The 19686-nt window shown below is 49.7% G+C and carries 11 protein-coding genes; 7 read left to right on the top strand and 4 right to left on the bottom strand.

The features are described from left to right. Positions 1-130: 130 nt before the first annotated feature. Positions 131-1405, top strand: coding sequence for a carbamoylphosphate synthase large subunit (locus tag QUA53_RS19380; protein WP_333096134.1), 1275 nt, complete (start codon positions 131-133; stop codon positions 1403-1405). A 41-nt stretch (positions 1406-1446) separates the two neighbouring features. On the opposite strand, the gene QUA53_RS19375 is transcribed toward QUA53_RS19380, so the two are convergent. Continuing rightward, positions 1447-1875 (bottom strand): universal stress protein, encoded by a 429-nt coding sequence (locus QUA53_RS19375; protein ID WP_333096135.1) that lies wholly within the window; start codon positions 1873-1875, stop codon positions 1447-1449. 323 nt (positions 1876-2198) lie between these two features. Further along, positions 2199-3512 carry a histidinol dehydrogenase gene (hisD, locus tag QUA53_RS19370; RefSeq protein ID WP_333041543.1) on the bottom strand — a complete coding sequence of 438 codons (1314 nt, stop codon included), beginning with the start codon at positions 3510-3512 and terminating at the stop codon, positions 2199-2201. An 895-nt stretch (positions 3513-4407) separates the two neighbouring features. On the opposite strand from hisD, the gene rpsT reads away from it, so the two are divergent. Continuing rightward, positions 4408-4710: a 30S ribosomal protein S20 gene (gene rpsT / locus QUA53_RS19365; RefSeq protein WP_333066838.1), complete on the top strand. Its 303-nt coding sequence runs from the start codon at positions 4408-4410 to the stop codon at positions 4708-4710. Between the two features lie 224 nt (positions 4711-4934). Further along, on the top strand, positions 4935-5714 hold the full coding sequence (locus tag QUA53_RS19360) for a TatD family hydrolase (RefSeq protein WP_333096136.1): 780 nt from the start codon (positions 4935-4937) through the stop codon (positions 5712-5714). A gap of 342 nt (positions 5715-6056) precedes the next feature. Here QUA53_RS19360 and QUA53_RS19355 read toward each other — a convergent pair whose 3' ends face one another. Then, the gene (locus tag QUA53_RS19355) at positions 6057-6200 is read right to left on the bottom strand and encodes a hypothetical protein (RefSeq protein WP_333096137.1); all 144 of its coding nucleotides are present in this window, start codon (positions 6198-6200) and stop codon (positions 6057-6059) included. Between the two features lie 102 nt (positions 6201-6302). On the opposite strand from QUA53_RS19355, the gene rpoB reads away from it, so the two are divergent. From rpoB to QUA53_RS19335, 4 genes are all read left to right on the top strand, one after another. Beyond that, positions 6303-9689 (top strand): DNA-directed RNA polymerase subunit beta, encoded by a 3387-nt coding sequence (rpoB, locus tag QUA53_RS19350; RefSeq protein WP_333041547.1) that lies wholly within the window; start codon positions 6303-6305, stop codon positions 9687-9689. 142 nt (positions 9690-9831) lie between these two features. After that, positions 9832-10920: an HNH endonuclease gene (locus QUA53_RS19345; RefSeq protein WP_333096138.1), complete on the top strand. Its 1089-nt coding sequence runs from the start codon at positions 9832-9834 to the stop codon at positions 10918-10920. 83 nt (positions 10921-11003) lie between these two features. Further along, positions 11004-12878 carry a DNA-directed RNA polymerase subunit gamma gene (locus QUA53_RS19340; protein ID WP_333048306.1) on the top strand — a complete coding sequence of 625 codons (1875 nt, stop codon included), beginning with the start codon at positions 11004-11006 and terminating at the stop codon, positions 12876-12878. A gap of 452 nt (positions 12879-13330) precedes the next feature. Then, positions 13331-17458 (top strand): DNA-directed RNA polymerase subunit beta'', encoded by a 4128-nt coding sequence (locus QUA53_RS19335; RefSeq protein WP_333096139.1) that lies wholly within the window; start codon positions 13331-13333, stop codon positions 17456-17458. 311 nt (positions 17459-17769) lie between these two features. Here the strand turns inward: QUA53_RS19335 and QUA53_RS19330 are convergent, their stop codons facing one another. After that, positions 17770-18165 (bottom strand): response regulator, encoded by a 396-nt coding sequence (locus QUA53_RS19330; RefSeq protein ID WP_006632892.1) that lies wholly within the window; start codon positions 18163-18165, stop codon positions 17770-17772. Positions 18166-19686 lie beyond the last annotated feature (1521 nt).

Raw genomic sequence — 19686 nt, 5'->3', positions numbered from 1 at the left:
TTAAGTAGCTGGACATCAATAAACATTTTTGCAATTTGTAGGGCGGGCATTGCCCCCCCTACTTTTAATTATGTCGAGCTACTTATTGGCCGGCAAAACAGTTCAATTCAAACTCTACTTGAAGGTTTCTATGAACTCAACATACGACTTTCCTTACTTTCAGGGTAATTCTCTTTCCGATTTGTTTGCTCCAGACATCACAGATGCACGTTATGCGTTCATCCTCAATTACCCTGCAACTGCCAGTTGGGCTGCTTACCCCAACAGAAAAAAATACTTTATTCAAGACGGCAGCAGTGAAGCCACCAAAACTTCTTTCGACAAGATTGGTCAGAAGGAACCTTGGAAAAATCTGGCTGTGTTAGGCGATGCCATCCCAGGGATTGTGATTAATTCGCCGCCAAACTCGCTGATTAACTATTGGCGCGAGCATTTTGGCTTCAGCTACAGCAGTATGGAGATGATAGACTGCTCAACTTATCTCGAAGATCTCAGCGTAAGCGATCGCTTTGACAAACTCCTCACTCTATTTCCCTTCGACAATCTCAAACCTGAAAAACACGCCGTCCCTCCCGACATCCACTACCACTTGCTCAGCAAACCAACGCTAGCAGAATTAGGCGTGCAATGTCCGAAATACCAAACCTACAATCTGCACGAAGTCAATCTCGAAAGCATTCAGTTACCAGAGCAATTCCCCTACTTAATTAAAACATCCCACGGACTTTCTGGAGAAGGCACTTATATTATCAAAAGCGCCAGCGATCTGAACTACTGCTTGCAGGAAGTGAGGAAATATCTCGATATCAAGTTGCTGGATACGATTATTGTCTCAGAATTCGTCAAGAATGAAGTGCAGAACTATTGCGTGCAGTTCTATGTAAGCAAAACGGGAAATATCACGCTTATCGGCACTACCAGCCAACTTGTCACCCCAGAGGGCAGCTATTTAGGGGGACTAATTCACTACCGCGAAACCGACATGAGTAGGTTTTTTGAGATGATTGCCGCTATTGGTAAATATGCTCACCAACAGGGTTATTTCGGCGTTATTGGCTTCGACGTGCTGGAAGACTCTGAGGGACAGTTGTATGCCATTGATGCCAATTTCCGAGTTAATGGCTCGACTCCGCTTTGTGTGCAGCGCCATACCTTACTGGGGCTGGGAAAGGAGGTGGCTCAATATTCCAGTAGCTGGCGAATGGATGGGACTTTGGAATCGATTCTTGTCACGCTGAAACCAGAACTCGCTCGCAAAGACTTGATAATCCTGTCGGCTTTAGAGAAGGTTAAATACGGAAAAATCTACACGGAAATTTACGGGATAGTTGCGGGTGAGGATATGAAGGAAATGCAGCACATCGAGGAGAATTTTCACAGTAAGGGATTGCAGCAATTTGGTTGATATCTACTCTACCCATTGCAGCGGTTGTGCGGTTTTCCCGCTCATCTGGCGCGCACCACCAACACCGAACAAGGAGCCTCAGCCACAACCTCAGCACTCACCGAACCCTCCAAAATCCGCTTTAAACCAGTCAAACCCCGACAGCCGATCGCAATTAAATCGGCCTTATAGATATGAGCCAAACGGACAATTTCTTCTGCAGGTTGTCCCGAAACAATCTCCAATTCGCTCTGGCAAGGCAACTTTTCCTGATAAGATTGCAGTAACTTCTCCACCTCTCGGTAAGCAATCTCATCTCCCTGAGCGTGAGGTCGATCGACAACCGCGTCAAAATCTGACGTACCAGAACTGACAACATGAACTAGAATCACCTTTGCCGTCGGTTCTAGCCGAAATTGCCCTACAACTTGCAAAACCCGTTCTGCAAGCTCTGAATTGTCGATCGCTACCAAAACAGTATTCAATACCATGCACCTTTAAGTTTCAGATATTTAGACTTTAAATTTTTCGATGATTCTCGCCTACTGTCCACAATTTCGCGCTTCCCATTCACATCATTATTACCTACCCCGAAACCCGGTTTCTTGACATAATTGCGTCATTTAAGCAAGATTCTTGAAGAAACCGGGTTTCTTAAGCCCGCAGTGGGTAAGTAGATAGGTGCAAATAAACTGGACCGCTTGTCACAGAATGTAAAGCTACCATAATCTCAAGAGAATTGCTTCCTTTCCTTGCATTTCACTCGCTTTTGACTACCTATGTATTTTGCCGATCATCTACTTAAATCTACCATCTAAAACTCACCCTTTCCCTCATTTTCAGTCCGCAGCCGTACCGAATCAGCATGAGAAGGAAGCCCCTCTGCTTCGGCTAAAACATTAATCGCCCTACTCACCTTCTTAAGTGCTGCAGGTGAATATTGAATCAAACTCGAATGCTTCATAAAAGTTTCGACACCCAGCGGCGACGCATAGCGTGGAGCCCCAGAAGTCGGCAAAGTGTGATTCGGGCCAGCCAAATAATCACCTACAGCTTCCGGCGTCGAGCAGCCCAAGAAAATCGCCCCAGCGTGGCGAATTTGGTCGAGCAAAGCCCAGGGATCTGCAACTTGCAATTCCAAGTGTTCCGGGGCAAACTCGTTAGAGAGTTCCGCCGCGGCTTTGAGCGAGTCAACTACTACGACTAAACCATAGTTGGCGATCGCCTTTTCTGTTAAAGTTCGGCGCGGGTGATTTGCCAACTGTCTGTCCACCTCAGCCACCACTTTCCTTGCCAGCACCGAATCCGCCGTCAGCAAAATTGCCGACGCCATCGAATCGTGCTCAGCTTGAGCCAACATATCTGCAGCCACGTGCACGGGATTCGCCGAACCATCCGCAATAATCAACACTTCCGACGGGCCAGCCAGAGAATCAATCCCCACAGTCCCGTAAACCAGTTTTTTAGCCAGGGTGACGTAAATATTCCCCGGCCCAGTAATTAAATCCACCTTCGGAATAGTTTCCGTACCGTAGGCTAAAGCTGCGATCGCCTGCGCCCCGCCTACCCGATAAATCTCATCTACTCCCGCTTCCTGAGCCGCTACCAGCACCGCAGGATTCATTTTCTTCTCCTGTCCGGGGGGAGTACACATTACCAGTCTCGGCACCTTGGCGACCTTCGCAGGAACCGCATTCATGATCACCGAGCTTGGATAGGACGCCTGACCGCCAGGAATGTAGATTCCCGCTCGATCGACCGGGGTGTAGCGCTTGCCCAAAACAATCTCGTCATCGCCAAACTGCACCCAAGACTTGGGTACGCGCTGTCGGTGAAACGCCTCTACCTGTTTGCAAGCCAGCCGGATGGCATTTAATAATTCTTTCGACACCTGCTGGTAAGCAGCATCCAATTCGGCGCCGCTGACCCGTAAATCTTCCACATTTAGGGTCATGCGGTCAAATTCAGCAGTGTAGTGCAGCACAGCCTGATCGCCTCTGCGCCTTACAGCTTGCAGCACCTCGCGCACGGTGGCTTCTTTGTGAACAACAAGTTCGTCATGGGTGCGATCGCAGATCCGTCGCAGTTCAGCTTGTGCCTCAACCCACTGAGTAATGATTCGCAGCATGGAGATTAGGAATGCCGTCTATAACTTCACTAACATTTGCTTGACAATTGGGGATTTTTGTGGGGTTCTCCTAAAGAAGTAGGCCACCACCAGTCCACAAGCTTAAACCGCGAGAGTCGCGGCATTTTCCAAGGCTTCAGTGCAGCGTTTAAATCTCTGTCGAGGATTTTGCAACACTGAGGACAAGTCACAACCTTCTCTCTTGAATTGCCCGCCAGAGAACCGGTTGCGGAGGGAGAGGGTGGGAACGCAGAGGGGGAGAGTGTCCGACCCCGATAATATCCGAGAGGGAGAGTGTTCGAGCGGGAGAATTTTGATTCTGCCTTCTACCTTCTACCTTCCGATCCGGCTGTCTTCTACCTTCTACCTTCTACCTTCAGCTTTTTACCTTCTACCTTCGGTAAGTGCTTCTTGCCGAAGCCCAAATAACCCGTATTCTTTGTTATAGCTTAACTTGGATTTTTCAGAGAAGTGGATTTTAAGCAGAATAGGTGCTATATTAGTTTTTCCAACACCTGATAATTTTTTTATAAAAAAACGCCAAATTATTGTATACTTGAAAATTGCGCGCAAGAAACCGTGACTTTAACTCGTGACGGTGGAAACACCGCAAAACGCCTCTGTAACACCCATGTCCTACCTTATGGGTATTGTCAGGGGTAAAAAACAGGTAGTTAAATGAGTCAATAAAAAATTATTGCGCGGGCGTCGCCAAAAAGTAGCCACAGACTCAGCTCAATCTGAGCTAATGGAAAGTTGGCTGTCTCACTCCGCCTTTAAAAATCAAGCTTTTTGCGGATCGATCCCGAAAAGGTTGTCCTTCAAAATCCCCGTGTCTTGAGACTGTCTTGAGACTAGGGTGTATCAATGAATACCTACTTCCAGCAACTGAACTATGGCAAATATTAAGTCCGCCGTCAAACGAGTCAAAATCGCCGAACGTAACCGCTTGTACAACAAATCTTACAAGTCAGCGGTCAAAACTTTGATGAAGAAGTATTTCGCTGCCGTAGACAAGTACGCCGCAGCTCCGAGCCCGGAATTAATGCAAGAAGTCCAGCAGCGAATGTCTGAGGCCTACAGCAAAATTGACAAAGCTGTCAAAAAAGGTGTACTCCACCGCAACAACGGCGCTCGTAAAAAGTCCCGCTTGGCAAGAACCCTCAAGCCACACGAAACATCCTCGGTAGCGTCTTAAGGAAGCAGAAAGTTCGGCAACGAAGCAGTGTACAAGATTGAAGGGATGGATGTTGAGGGAAGAAGTCAAGCGTGAAGAAGTCAAGCGTGAAGAAGGAACAAGGAAGAAAGAAGACGGAAGATTTTTCCCACGCACTCTCTGCCACTCCCACTCCCAGACTCTCTCACTCGCCCTCGCCCTATCCCACCAGGACTCTCCCGTATCACCTCTAATCTGCTTCCCCCATGCAGCTCATCGACACTCACGTTCATATCAACTTTGAGACCTACAAATCTGAGTTAGAAGCCATTCGAGAACGCTGGCGCGAAGCTGGTGTAGTTCGGCTGGTTCATTCTTGTGTAGAGCCAGAAGAGTTTGCCGGCATTCAAGCAATCGCCAATCAGTTTGCCGAAGTCTCGTTTGCGGTTGGACTCCACCCCCTAGATGCCGAGAAGTGGACAGACGAGACGGCGAGCCAGATTAGGGAATTAGCGAATTCGGACTCTAGGGTAGTGGCGATCGGCGAAACCGGACTGGACTTTTATAAAGCTGACGATCGAGAACACCAGTTTAAAGTGTTTGAGGCACAGCTTGAAATCGCCCAGGAACTTGACAAACCAGTCATTATCCACTGTCGCGACGCCGCCGCCCCAATGGCCGAAATGCTGAGGAACTTTTGGCAAACACGCGGGCCAGTGCGCGGGGTCATGCACTGCTGGGGAGGCACGCCCGAAGAAACCCAGTGGTTTTTAGACCTAGGTTTCTACATCAGTTTTAGCGGAACAGTCACCTTTAAAAAAGCCTTGCAAATACAAGAATCAGCTTGTATGGTAAATAGCGATCGCATCCTAGTCGAGACAGATTGCCCTTTTCTCGCCCCCGTACCCCAGCGGGGAAAACGCAACGAACCAGCCTATGTCTACTACGTAGCCGAGCAAGTTGCTAAATTGAGAGGAGTTTCTCTCTTAACTTTGTCCGAGCAAACAACCAAAAATGCCTGTCAGCTATTCGGCTTTTCAGTTTAGTTATAGCAGAACAGAGAAACGAGGAAAACAGGTCGATTTAGGAGCCAGCGATCAGGACAATCCCATTTCTATCCTGCCAGAAAAACCGGATTCATCCTTTAGTGGAGATTCTTTTGGCGTTGCCTGTTGCGATCGGATTTGCGTCCTATAATAAAAAGAACCGACCGATCGGGCGTTGGCTTAGTATCCGCGACTGCGATGTCGCCCACGAACTACCAACACAACGCGAGTACGCTAACCTTCGGGATCGGTCAAAACTTCACGCAATACCTCAAACTTACACATCAGAAGAAACTTGGAACCTCAGCCATTTGGCAATAGCTGTCAAGTCAATTTTAGGAGTCAAAAGTGTAGGGAATTCACCCCGAGATACCACGATATCAGAGCTAAAAGCATCTCGATCGAAACTAAAATCCGCACAAAAATACTGCGAGCCACCAGCAATAATAACCGTTGCAGCAGTTGGAAGGCGATCGAAAACATCATATAAATTCTCTCACACAATCCATCAAAAAAACGCAACAAGGTAAAAAAGCCCAGCCTTGGCGCCATGTAAAAAGCTAGAGCCACTGCGGAAAAAGGATACCCATGACCACTAAAGATTACACAGAATTCGCCTTCACCTTGCCCGACCTGATCGAAATCCAGCGGGCAAGTTTCCGCTGGTTCCTAGAAGCCGGACTGATCGAAGAACTCGACAGCTTCTCCCCGATTACCGACTACACGGGCAAGCTGGAACTCCACTTCATGGGCAAAGACTTCAAACTCAAGCGCCCAAAATACGACGTGGACGAAGCCAAGCGCAGGGACAGCACCTACTCGGTGCAAATGTACGTCCCCACCCGCCTGATTAACAAAGAAACAGGGGAAATTAAAGAACAAGAAGTCTTCATCGGCGACTTGCCCTTGATGACCGAGCGCGGCACTTTCATTATCAACGGCGCCGAACGCGTGATTGTCAACCAAATCGTGCGATCGCCCGGCGTGTACTACAAATCCGAAACCGATAAAAACGGCCGCCGTTCGTATAACGCCTCGCTCATCCCCAACCGCGGCGCGTGGCTGAAATTTGAGACAGACAAAAACGATTTAGTCTGGGTCAGAATCGACAAAACCCGCAAACTCTCGGCTCAGGTGCTGCTCAAAGCCCTAGGACTCACAGACGGCGAAATCTACGACTCCCTGCGGCACCCGGAATACTTCCAAAAGACGATCGAGAAAGAAGGACAATTCGGCGAAGAAGAAGCTTTGATGGAGCTCTACCGCAAACTCCGTCCCGGTGAACCCCCCACCGTGGCGGGCGGCGAACAGCTCCTCAACTCGCGCTTTTTCGACCCCAAACGCTACGATTTGGGCCGAGTCGGCCGCTACAAACTCAACAAAAAATTGCGCTTGACAGTCCCCGATACCATGCGGGTGCTGACATCGCAAGATATCTTGACGGCGATCGACTACTTAATTAACCTCGAATTCGACATCGGCTCCACCGACGACATCGACCACTTAGGCAACCGTCGCGTCCGCAGTGTCGGAGAACTGCTGCAAAACCAAGTCCGAGTCGGCCTCAACCGCCTAGAACGGATCATCCGCGAAAGAATGACCGTCTCGGATGCCGACTCCCTAAGCCCCGCTTCTCTGGTCAACCCCAAACCGCTGGTAGCAGCAATCAAGGAATTCTTCGGTTCCTCCCAGCTATCGCAGTTCATGGATCAAACCAACCCTCTGGCAGAACTGACTCACAAACGTCGGCTTTCAGCCTTGGGCCCTGGAGGTCTGACTCGGGAACGCGCCGGGTTTGCAGTGCGGGACATTCACCCGTCCCACTACGGCCGGATTTGCCCGATCGAAACACCAGAAGGCCCCAACGCAGGTCTGATCGGTTCCTTGGCAACCCACGCCCGCGTCAACCCCTACGGCTTCATTGAAACTCCTTTTTATCCAGTAGAAAAAGGACGGGTGCTGCGCGACAAAGCCCCTGTTTACATGACAGCCGACGAAGAAGACGATTTGCGCGTCGCCCCCGGAGACATCAGCCTCGACGAAAACAACAACCTCTTGGGCGAAACCGTAGCCGTCCGCTACCGCCAAGAATTTACGACGACTACACCGATGCAGGTGGACTACATGGCGATTTCGCCTGTGCAAATCGTCTCCGTCGCGACATCGCTGATTCCGTTCCTGGAACACGACGACGCCAACCGAGCTCTGATGGGATCGAATATGCAGCGGCAAGCTGTGCCGCTACTGAAACCAGAACGACCGCTAGTCGGTACGGGCTTGGAAGCTCAGGCGGCCCGAGATTCCGGGATGGTTGTGGTTTCCCGGATCGACGGCGAGGTGATTTACATCGACGCTACCCGGATTATTGTCAAACCCCTGGCTGTAGATGCCGAATCCAATTCCAGCGAAGAACATTTCCTGATTAAGGAATACGACGATCTCAAAGTCAAACAGCCCTCGGTTTGGAAGCAAAAATATGCTGGCTGCATCGAACACGAACTGCAAAAATATCAGCGCTCTAACCAAGATACTTGTTTAAACCAGCGTCCGCTGATTTATGAGGGCGATCGAGTCGTAGCAGGTCAAGTGCTCGCCGACGGTTCCTCCACGGAAGGGGCAGAACTCGCTCTGGGTCACAACATCCTCGTAGCTTATATGCCCTGGGAAGGCTACAACTACGAAGACGCGATGCTAATTAGCGAGCGTTTGGTGTACGAAGATGTCTACACATCGATCCACATTGAAAAATACGAAATCGAAGCCCGCCAAACCAAACTCGGCCCAGAAGAAATCACCCGTGAAATTCCTAACGTCGGCGAAGACGCGCTGCGCCAGCTAGACGAACAAGGAATTATCCGCAAAGGAGCCTGGGTAGAAGCCAGCGACATCCTAGTCGGCAAAGTCACCCCCAAAGGCGAATCCGACCAACCGCCGGAAGAAAAACTGCTGAGGGCAATCTTCGGCGAAAAAGCCCGCGACGTGCGTGACAATTCCCTCCGCGTCCCTAACGGCGAAAAAGGCCGTGTGGTGGACGTGCGGGTGTTTACCCGCGAACAGGGAGACGAACTGCCCCCCGGCGCCAACATGGTCGTCCGCGTCTACGTAGCTCAAAAACGCAAGATTCAAGTCGGCGACAAAATGGCCGGCCGCCACGGGAATAAGGGTATTGTGTCCCGGATTCTGCCGATGGAGGATATGCCTTATTTGCCCGACGGGACTCCGGTTGACATCGTGCTCAATCCCTTGGGCGTACCGTCGCGGATGAACGTGGGTCAGATTTTTGAGTGCTTGCTGGGATGGGCGGGTGAAAATCTGTCGATGCGGTTCAAGATGGTGCCTTTTGATGAAATGCACGGCGCTGAAAAGTCGCGGGAAACCGTACACGGCAAGCTACAGGAGGCACGCGAAAAAACCGGGAAGCCTTGGGTGTTTAATGAAAAGCACCCCGGCAAGACTATTGTCTACGATGGCAGAACTGGGGAACCGTTTGATCGCCCAATCACAGTCGGCATCGCCTATATGCTGAAACTGGTTCACTTGGTAGACGATAAGATCCACGCCCGCAGCACAGGCCCTTACTCGCTGGTAACGCAGCAGCCTTTGGGCGGCAAAGCGCAGCAGGGGGGTCAGCGGTTCGGAGAAATGGAAGTCTGGGCTCTGGAAGCGTTCGGCGCAGCTTATACTTTGCAAGAGTTGCTGACTGTGAAGTCGGACGATATGCAGGGGCGGAATGAAGCGCTGAATGCGATCGTCAAAGGCAAAGCTATTCCGCGCCCCGGTACGCCGGAATCTTTCAAGGTGCTGATGCGGGAGTTGCAGTCTTTGTGCTTGGATATTGCTGTGCACAAGGTGAATACGTCCGACGAGGGCAGCGAGCACGTTGAGGTGGATTTGATGGCAGATGCTGGGGGCAAGCGATCGCCCTCCCGGCCTACTTACGAATCGCTTTCTCGTGACGAACTTGACGAGGATTAGGAATTAAAGATTAAAGATTAAAGATTTTTTGACAGCATTCAATTCTTTAATCTTTAATCGACACTCTCAAATTAAAATGCCTCAGCAGTGGTACGAACACTGCTGAGGCGAATCAACGCTCTAAACAGGAGAGACGCTGAACATGAATATTGTAACAGTTGTCCCAGGAATTCAAGGAGAAGTTGACCGGGCGACGGGCTGTATTAATTGGCAAGGGAGCAAGTTTGGCAACGGTTACGCGCGCAAGTGGATCGATGGCAAAACAGTATTAGTCCACCGTTTAGTGCTCGAATCAAAAATAGCAGGATTCCTCGGTTCCGGTTATTTTGGTTGCCATACCTGCGACAATCGAAGCTGCATCAACCCGGCACATCTGCTAGTAGGTACTGCTGCTGAGAATACCGGGCAGATGATTGGGCGCGATCGCAAAACTCCCAGATGCAAAAGTATTCCCGGTATTGGCATATTGTCGATCGAACAACTACGGGAAATTCAGACTAAATATTTATCTGGAACCATCAAGAACCACCTAGCAAAAGAGTATGGAGTACAACATGAAACTATTACTAAGATACTTCAGACAAATATTCCCGATAACTTCACTACAGTTTCACCCAATTTTTTAGGAGAAATTCAAGACAGTGGCTGCATCATTTTTCAAGGTTCAAAAGACGGTCCAGGTTATGGCCGGTACTTGAAAAATGGAAAATCAAAATCAGTGACTCGTGCTGTTTTAGCAGAGAAATTAGGATACGAACTTCCGGCTTCGATGGATGCTTGTCATACCTGCGACAATCCCAGTTGCATCAATCCAGAACACCTTTGGGCTGGTACTCGCTCCCAAAATTCATTAGATGCTTCCAAGAAAGGACGCACCCAAGGCAAAAGTCATCCCCTTTCCAATGCCAAATTAGACTGGGAAAAGGTGCGAGAAATTCGGCAAAAGCTAGCAGCAGGAAAGAGGATGAAGGATGTAGCACAGGAATACAGTGTAGACCGCAAAACCATACACGATATTAAGTATCACGTCACTTGGAAAGAAGAAGGTCAAGAGGTTCCAGTTCCCCGCATGGGTGGACATCTCGAACGCAAGCTAACTTTTGCTCAAGCTATTGAGATCCGAGAACGAATCCAAGCCGGAGAATCCCTTGCTAAAATAGCTCAGGAATTTGGAGTATCCAGAAATATCATTTCTGATATTAAAAGAAAGGTCACCTATAGAGGAGAGTAATATTGATTTGAGTTCAAAACGAAGCAAACAAAAAATATAAATTGCCAGCACTAATCGACAGTAAATAATCAATTGGAGTCAAAATGGCTAAAATAGAACAACGCTTTGATTACGTCAAGATAGGATTAGCTTCTCCAGAAAGGATTCGACAGTGGGGAGAGAGAACTTTACCCAACGGTCAGATAACCGGTGAAGTGACAAAACCCGAAACAATAAATTACCGGACATTAAAACCTGAAATGGACGGCTTGTTTTGCGAGCGCATTTTTGGGCCTGCAAAAGATTGGGAATGTCATTGTGGGAAGTACAAACGAGTTCGCCATAGAGGCATTGTTTGCGAAAGATGCGGTGTTGAAGTCACTGAATCTCGCGTCCGCCGCCATCGCATGGGCTTTATCAAATTAGCAGCTCCAGTAGCTCACGTTTGGTATCTCAAAGGCATCCCGAGTTACATGGCAATTCTGTTAGATATGCCGCTCCGAGATGTCGAACAAATCGTTTATTTCAATGCTTACGTTGTCCTAAATGCAGGTAATGCAGAAAAGCTGCAATACAAGCAATTGCTCACGGAAGATGCTTGGCTGGAAATAGAAGACGAACTTTACAGCGAAGATTCCACGCTGACGGGCGTAGAAGTAGGCATCGGTGCAGAAGCTTTGCAAGTTTTGCTCCAAAACATTCCGCTAGAAAGTGAAGCGGAAAAGTTGCGGGAAGATATTGCTAATGCTAAAGGTCAAAAACGGGCAAAGTTAATTAAACGTTTGCGGGTAATTGACAACTTCATCGCTACGGGATCTCAACCCGATTGGATGGTGCTCAATGTGATTCCGGTGATTCCCCCGGACTTGCGGCCGATGGTGCAGTTAGACGGCGGGCGTTTTGCAACGAGTGACCTCAACGACCTCTATCGGAGAGTCATCAACCGGAATAACCGCTTGGCGAGACTGCAAGAAATTCTGGCGCCGGAGATTATCATCCGCAACGAAAAGCGGATGCTACAAGAAGCTGTGGATGCGCTGATTGACAACGGTCGCCGGGGCCGGACGGTTGTAGGGGCAAACAACCGCCCGCTGAAGTCGCTGTCGGACATCATTGAAGGGAAACAAGGTCGTTTCCGGCAAAACTTGCTGGGGAAACGGGTTGACTACTCCGGGCGTTCGGTGATTGTGGTGGGACCAAAACTGAAAATTCATCAGTGCGGTTTGCCGAGGGAAATGGCGATCGAACTTTTCCAGCCTTTCGTCATCCACCGCTTGATCCGCCAAGGATTGGTCAACAACATCAAAGCTGCCAAAAAACTGATCCAGCGCAACGATCCCAGCGTTTGGGACGTGCTTCAGGAGGTGATTGAAGGACACCCGGTAATGCTAAACCGGGCGCCGACCCTCCACCGTTTGGGGATTCAAGCCTTTGAGCCGATTTTGGTGGACGGGAGGGCAATTCAGCTTCACCCGCTAGTCTGTCCGGCTTTTAACGCTGACTTTGACGGCGACCAAATGGCCGTGCACGTGCCTTTGTCTCTGGAATCTCAGGCGGAAGCGCGCTTGCTGATGCTGGCTTCTAACAACATTATGTCGCCTGCAACCGGAAGGCCGATCGTTACTCCTTCTCAAGATATGGTGCTCGGTTGCTATTACTTGACAGCCGAAAATCCTGACGCTCAAAAAGGAGCCGGTCACTATTTTTCCAACCTTACCGACGCGGTTGTAGCTTACGAACAAGGAGTCGTTGACTTGCACTCTTATGTGTGGGTGAGGTTTCAAGGTGCCATAGAAAACACAGAACCCGAAGGAGAACCGCTGAAGGTGGAACGCTCTACCGACGGTATCGTGACGAAAGAATACAAGTTCCGCCGGGTTCGGGAAGACGGAGACGGCAAGGTTCTCAATCAGTTCATTCGCACTACTCCGGGCCGGATTATCTATCACCAAACGATCGAATCGGTAATTAACAATTAGAAATGGGTAAGGGTAAAAGGTAATGGATAAGAGGTAAGAGGTAAGAGGTAATGGGTAATAACTGACAAATAATCGCTAACAAATAATAGTGATTGAAGCCGGACAAATTACCCATTAATACTTACCAATACTTCGGCTACGCGGTTCCTGAGCGAAGTCGAAGGGCAGTAAAAGTTACCAATTACCAATTAAGTAGGTAGGTGCAAATAAACTTTACTATGGGAAGGGCAGGTGAGTGCATTAATCTCCTAGCTTAGCTCTCTTCCTTATACGCTAAACCCACCCCTACAAAATGCTTGTTGTTTTTTACCGCCACTCTACTTATCAATTACCAATTACCAATTACCAATACTTCGGCTACGCGGTTCCTGAACGCTTCGGATTCGCTCAGGGGAACCGAAGTCGAACGGGAATAAAAGTTACCAATTACCAATTACCACTACTTACGAAAGATGACAGAAAATAAGGAAATTGTTTTTCGCAATCGAGTTGTTGACAAAGGTCAGCTCAAAAAATTAATCTCTTGGTCCTTCATGCACTACGGAACGGCCCGTACAGCGCAAATGGCCGATAAACTCAAAGACTTGGGTTTCCGCTTTGCGACACGAGCAGGAGTTTCGATCAGCGTAGACGATTTGCAGGTTCCCCCGTCAAAACGATCGCTCCTGGATGCAGCCGAAGAAGAAATCCGCATCACCGAGCAAAAATACACCAGAGGCGAAATCACCGAAGTCGAACGCTTCCAAAAAGTAATCGATACCTGGAACAGCACATCAGAAGACCTCAAAGACGAAGTAGTCAAAAACTTCCGAGCCACAGACCCCCTAAACTCGGTCTACATGATGGCCTTCTCCGGGGCGCGGGGGAACATTTCTCAAGTGCGGCAGTTGGTGGGAATGCGCGGATTGATGGCTGACCCCCAAGGCGAAATCATCGACTTGCCAATTAAAACCAACTTCCGCGAAGGACTCACCGTCACCGAATACATCATCTCTTCCTACGGCGCGCGCAAAGGCTTGGTAGATACAGCGTTGCGGACGGCAGACTCTGGCTATTTGACTCGCCGTTTGGTGGACGTATCCCAAGACGTAATTGTGCGGGAAGTGGACTGCGGCACTCAGCGGGGAATTCGAGTACGGCCGATGACGGACGGAGCAACAGTGCTGATTCCCCTCAAGGACAGGCTGCTGGGGCGCGTTTTGGCCCGAGATGCGGTTCACCCCAAAACCGGGGAAATCGTGACTTACGGCAGCGAAAAAGCAGTCCGAAATCAGCCAATTACCGATGAGTTGGCGACGGAAATTGGTAACGCTGGGGTGGCAGAGGTGTATTTACGATCGCCCCTGACTTGTGAATCTACCCGATCGGTTTGTCAGCACTGCTACGGCTGGAGTCTGGCCCACTTGAAAATGGTGGACATGGGAGAAGCGATCGGGATTATTGCAGCTCAGTCGATCGGGGAACCGGGAACCCAGCTCACCATGCGTACGTTCCACACCGGCGGCGTATTCACCGGAGAAGTCGCGAAACAAGAACGCGCCCCCTTCCCCGGCGTTGTGAAATTCAAGAACTTGCGTACTCGCTCGTTCCGCACCAGACACGGCGAAGAAGCACTGGTGGCAGAAAACAACGGCAAACTTGTATTTGAGGGCGACGGATTTGAAGAAGGGAAATCTGGTGCCAAAAATCAAAAACTGAAAATCGAATTGGCGATCGTCCAGGGCTCTACTCTGATGGTCAAAGACGGACAGCGCGCCATTCCCGGTCAAGTTTTGGCAGAAGTGCCGATCGTCGGTCGCGCCGCCCGCAAAACCACTGAAAAAGTGACTACAGACGTGGCTTCCGACTTAGCCGGAGAAGCCAAATTTGCTGATTTGGTGCCAGAAGAAAAAACCGACCGCCAAGGGAACACCACCCGCACAGCCAGCAAAGGCGGGCTGATTTGGATTCTCTCAGGAGAAGTCTACAACTTGCCCCCAGGCGCGGAACCTGCAGTGAAAAATGGCGATCGCATTCCGGCCGAAAGCGTGATTGCCGAAACTAAACTCGTCTCAGAACACGGTGGCGTAGTCCGCATCGCTGACCCCAGAGAAATTGAAATTATCACCGCCCAAGTCCTGCTCGACCAAGCAGTCGTGCGGGCTGAAAGTGCAGGCGGCCGCGACCACTACACGATCGAAACATCTTCTAAGCAGCGGTTTTCCCTGAAGACGGCTCCTGGGAGCAAAGTGATTAACGGGGAAGTCGTCGCCGAACTGCTCGACGACAGCTACCGGACAGCTACAGGGGGCATTGTCAAGTACGGCGGGGTGGAAGTCCACAAGCGCGGCAAAGCTAAACTTGGCTACGAAGTGGTCAAAGGTGGCACTCTGCTCTGGATACCGGAAGAGTGCCACGAGGTTAATAAGGATATTTCTCTGCTGCTGGTGGAAGATGGCCAGTACGTTGAGGCTGGTACAGAAGTCGTTAAGGATATTTTCTGCCAAACCAGCGGGGCAGTGGAAATCACTCAGAAAAATGACATCCTCCGGGAAATTGTGATCAAACCGGGCACACTCCATGTAGTAGACCGCCCGCCGCTAACATTTGGGGAAGGTCAAATCGTCAACGCCGGTCAAGAAATTTTCCCTGGCTTGGTTGCCGAAGAGTTGGGCTATGCGGAGTATATCGAAACTCCCGAAGGCCCGGCTTTGCTGCTGCGGCCTGTGGTGGAGTTTCCAGTGCCGGATAAGCCACCTGTGCCTTCTCAAACGGCGCTCAATGAGTCCATCTCTTTGAAAGCGGTGCAGCGACTTCCTTATAAGGATGGGGAGCGCGTCAAGTCTGTCGAGGGATTGGAACTGCTGCGGACTCAGCTTATCTTGGAAATTGGTTCCGGAGCTCCGCAACTGGCGGCGGATATCGAGCTGCTGCCGGATGAGGACGATGCTATGGCTTTTGGGGCGGATGGTTCGGGCCCGGCTTGGGGATCGGCTGAAGACGGTACGGAGTCGCAAGAATTGGCTATGACAGTAGCCGATGGGGGCGATCGAGCTTCAAAGACTTTCCGCTTGCAGTTAGTGATTTTGGAATCGCTGGTGATTCGGCGGGACGTATCTGCCGATCCGACTCAAGGCAGCACCCACACGCGGCTGTTGGTCGAAGATGGGCAGTCGATCGCGCCCGGGGCAGTAGTCGCCCGCACAGAGATTCTCTGCAAAGAAGCGGGTATCGTTCGAGGCATCCGTGAGGGGCATGGCGAACCAGTGCGCCGCCTGTTGGTGATGCGAGATGCGGATTCTATTTCGATCTCTGTGGCGGGTACGCCGGATGTGAGTCCGGGGCAACTGCTGGTGGCTGGTACTGAAATAGCTCCGGGAGTTGTTCTCGAAGAGTCCGGCCAAGTTGTGAAGGTTGTACCTGGGTCGGAGACAGAACCGGCGAAACTCTTGCTCAGGGTGGCTCGTCCTTACCGGGTTTCGGCCGGTGCGGTGCTGCACGTAGACGACGGCGACTTGGTGCAGCGAGGTGACAATTTGGTGATTCTGGTGTTTGAGCGGGCAAAGACTGGGGATATCATTCAAGGTTTGCCACGGATCGAGGAACTTCTTGAAGGACGGAAGCCGAAGGAAGCTTGTATTTTAGCCAAGCGGCCGGGGACGGCTCGCGTGGTTACGGATGACGATGTTGTGGAACTTGCGGTGATTGAGGATGATGGCCGGATTGAGGAGTATCCTTTGTTGCCTGGTCAAAACCCGATCGTTTCCGACGGACAGCGCGTAGGCGTCGCGGAAGCTTTGACCGATGGGCCCGCCAATCCTCACGAAATTCTGGAGGTGTTCTTCCACGTGCTCAAGGAGCGGCAGTCTACTTTTGAGGCTGCCTTAGAGAGTTTCCAACAGGTGCAGACGTTTTTGGTGAATGAGGTGCAGTCGGTTTATCAGTCTCAGGGCGTAGATATTTCCGACAAGCACATCGAGGTGATTGTCCGCCAGATGACCAACAAAGTCAGGATGGAAGATGGCGGCGATACTACTATGCTCCCCGGCGAGTTGGTAGAATTGCGGCAGGTTGAGCAGGTGAATGAGGCGATGTCAATTACTGGTGGAGCGCCGGCGGATTATACTCCGGTGTTGCTGGGGATTACTAAGGCTTCGCTGAATACTGATAGCTTTATTTCCGCTGCTTCGTTCCAGGAGACTACGCGGGTGTTGACTGAGGCTGCGATCGAAGGTAAGTCTGACTGGCTGCGCGGGCTCAAGGAAAATGTGATTATCGGCCGCCTGATTCCTGCGGGTACTGGGTTCAATGCCTATGAGGATGCTGGGGTTCAGGATGCGGGTTTTGATGGTGCTGTGTTTGATGACGACATCCACGATTTGCAGGAGGATGTGGTACTTGATGACCGTACGGCCCGCCGCGCTTATACGATCGAGAGCGGTTTTGAGATCGGGCGCGCCTCTGATCTTGAGCCTGATGAGGATTTTGAGGAAGTTGAGGTTGATGAAGACGATTTTGTCGCTGAGACTGAGGATGATGCCTTGGGACCGGATGATGATGATGATGATATCGGTTTTGACTTCGATGAGGACGAAGACTAATCATAGTTTTGAGATTGCATGAATGAATGAACAGCGTTGCGCTCGCTGAGGATAAGTTGCTTCCTCGCCGCAACGCACACTTCGATTTCATGAGTTGAAAAATCTCAAGTTTTTCCTCACTAATTCAAGCTGCGAACTCATAGCATCGTGTAATCGGGACATCCAAAGGAAGAAGGAAGAAGGAAGATTCAGAGTTTAAGCAAACTTTGTAATTCTAGAGTTTTAATTGTTTGTGGGTTCAAACAAACAATTCTTTCTTCCTGCTTCCTTTTTCCTTCTCCCTTCTTATTTTTTATTCATGTATGGTTCACTCAATCAGGTAGCAAAGCCTTGATTTGATTAACAAACTCTTGATGGTCTACCACAGGTTTAGAGATGTAACCGTCGGCACCGCTTTGATCCAGAAATGTTTCTTTATCACCAGCCATCGCGTGAGCAGTCACCAAAATAATCGGCAGCGAGGCCGTTTGCGGGTCAGCTTTGAGCAGTTGAGTAATCTTAATGCCGTCAACAGATTTGCCCTGGTACACGCTGCGCGAAAGAGACACATCCATTAAAATCAAATCAGCTTCGCCGTTGGCAGCAATCTGCATCACCTCTTCAACATTTTCCGTGTGCTTCACGGCTAAGCCCCCCCGCTTAGTCAGAATTTTGGAAAAAACCCGAGCATTAACCAAATCGTCCTCTACAATCAGAACGGTTTTCATAAATAAATATGGGAAGTATAGAAACTTTGTGACTTTAGTCCAAAGAGGAACACGAGACGGGGACTACATTCCCCGTCAAAAATGCAGAGTTTTTAGCGCCATCAGCCGGGAACCCTGCAAAACCCGTATGTATATCCTTGAGCCACTAGCTGTGAGAGGGTTTACAGATGCCTAGAAGCATCCAGTACCATCATTTAGACTACTACACACAGACAGTTTAGTTCTTTTTTATAACTAGACCTGACACTGGTGAGAGTCTCAAGATTCTCAGGTAGCAGGTTTCTAGTACAATCCAGGACGCAGGGACGACGCCTCGCAACCGGGTTTTTGCTCGTTTCGGCGGGCTATAACGAACTATTGTTATGAAAAAACCCGGTTTCTGACTACCCGTGCGTCCTGGACTTATAATATCCTTTCTTTCGGTCAAGCCTCCGGCTTCTACCATTTCTGATTTTATATTTTATATTTTAGATGGGAACTGATTGACTGGATATCAGTTTGGATCACTCGCCTACAGTTGCATTATTTTTTGAACTGGTATTAGAATCGGGAATGTGTGATAATTATTTCCTTCCTCGCGTCGCCACAGAAATCGAAGTAGCGAATCTAGCGGGGATTGTTGGAGATTCCTAATTCTGAGTTTTAACCCATCAAAACGGCTTCAAATATCGACGCTTTCTTTCATCAAGCGGAGGCCAGACTACGAGATATCGCCAGGAGAGCTTTTGAGTGATGAATTCATCGATATCGGCATTTTTGACACTCTCAGTGAGGGGAGCATTTCATAATTTGTACAAACACTTCTTCTGGCTCCTTCCTTCTTCCTCTTTCCTCCTGGCTCCTGTTTCCTGCCTCCAATTTCTAGCTTGGGTGCTTTCATTGAGATGCTTCATCAGTGAGTCACGGCCACGCTCTATGGTTGAATAAGCCCAAAACAGGGACTTCACTCATCGTCCAGTCGTCTCTACACGCTCAGAACAATTACCACTACCAGGGGTATTCCAATTGCGCTTACTTTTCTTTTTTAATACTTTCGGAGTCCATCACGCTTGCCAAAATACGGTAAGCTCGATCGTCAACCGTTGCTGCTCGATCCACACTACGGCTGTACTGAGACGAGATCGATCCGGGGTTTCTCCTGAATAGAATATTTCTTCGTGTAGATGGTTATTCCTAATTGCAATTAAATTCTATCATAGATTGACGGGGACTCAAGTCCCTCGTGACGCTTGCCTAGGAAGAGCTACAGCCTCACTACGTTCTGAGTTTCTGGCATTCCGTGTTCTCCTGTCTATTTACCTTCTCACGGCAGAAGGTAAATAGACAGGTAGGCGCAAATGAAGGCAACATAGAGGTTAGGGTAAGAGTGGAGAGTAAGAGGCAAGTGTTGCCCGTCTTCGGGACTCTGATTCTGCTTTCACAAGTTAAGTTTATTTTTATTCTTCAAATGGGCGGTTGGGTCGAACTTTCGGTTCGCCAGCAGCAAAGGCTTTTCAATCGAGACAGGGAACCTCGGCATTA

This window comes from Microcoleus sp. Pol12B3 (genome assembly GCF_036701355.1).
In the GTDB taxonomy this organism is placed as follows: Bacteria; Cyanobacteriota; Cyanobacteriia; order Cyanobacteriales; family Microcoleaceae; genus Microcoleus.
The sequence above is the reverse complement of the archived record's forward strand: the minus strand, read 5'-3'. Positions and strand labels throughout refer to the sequence as shown.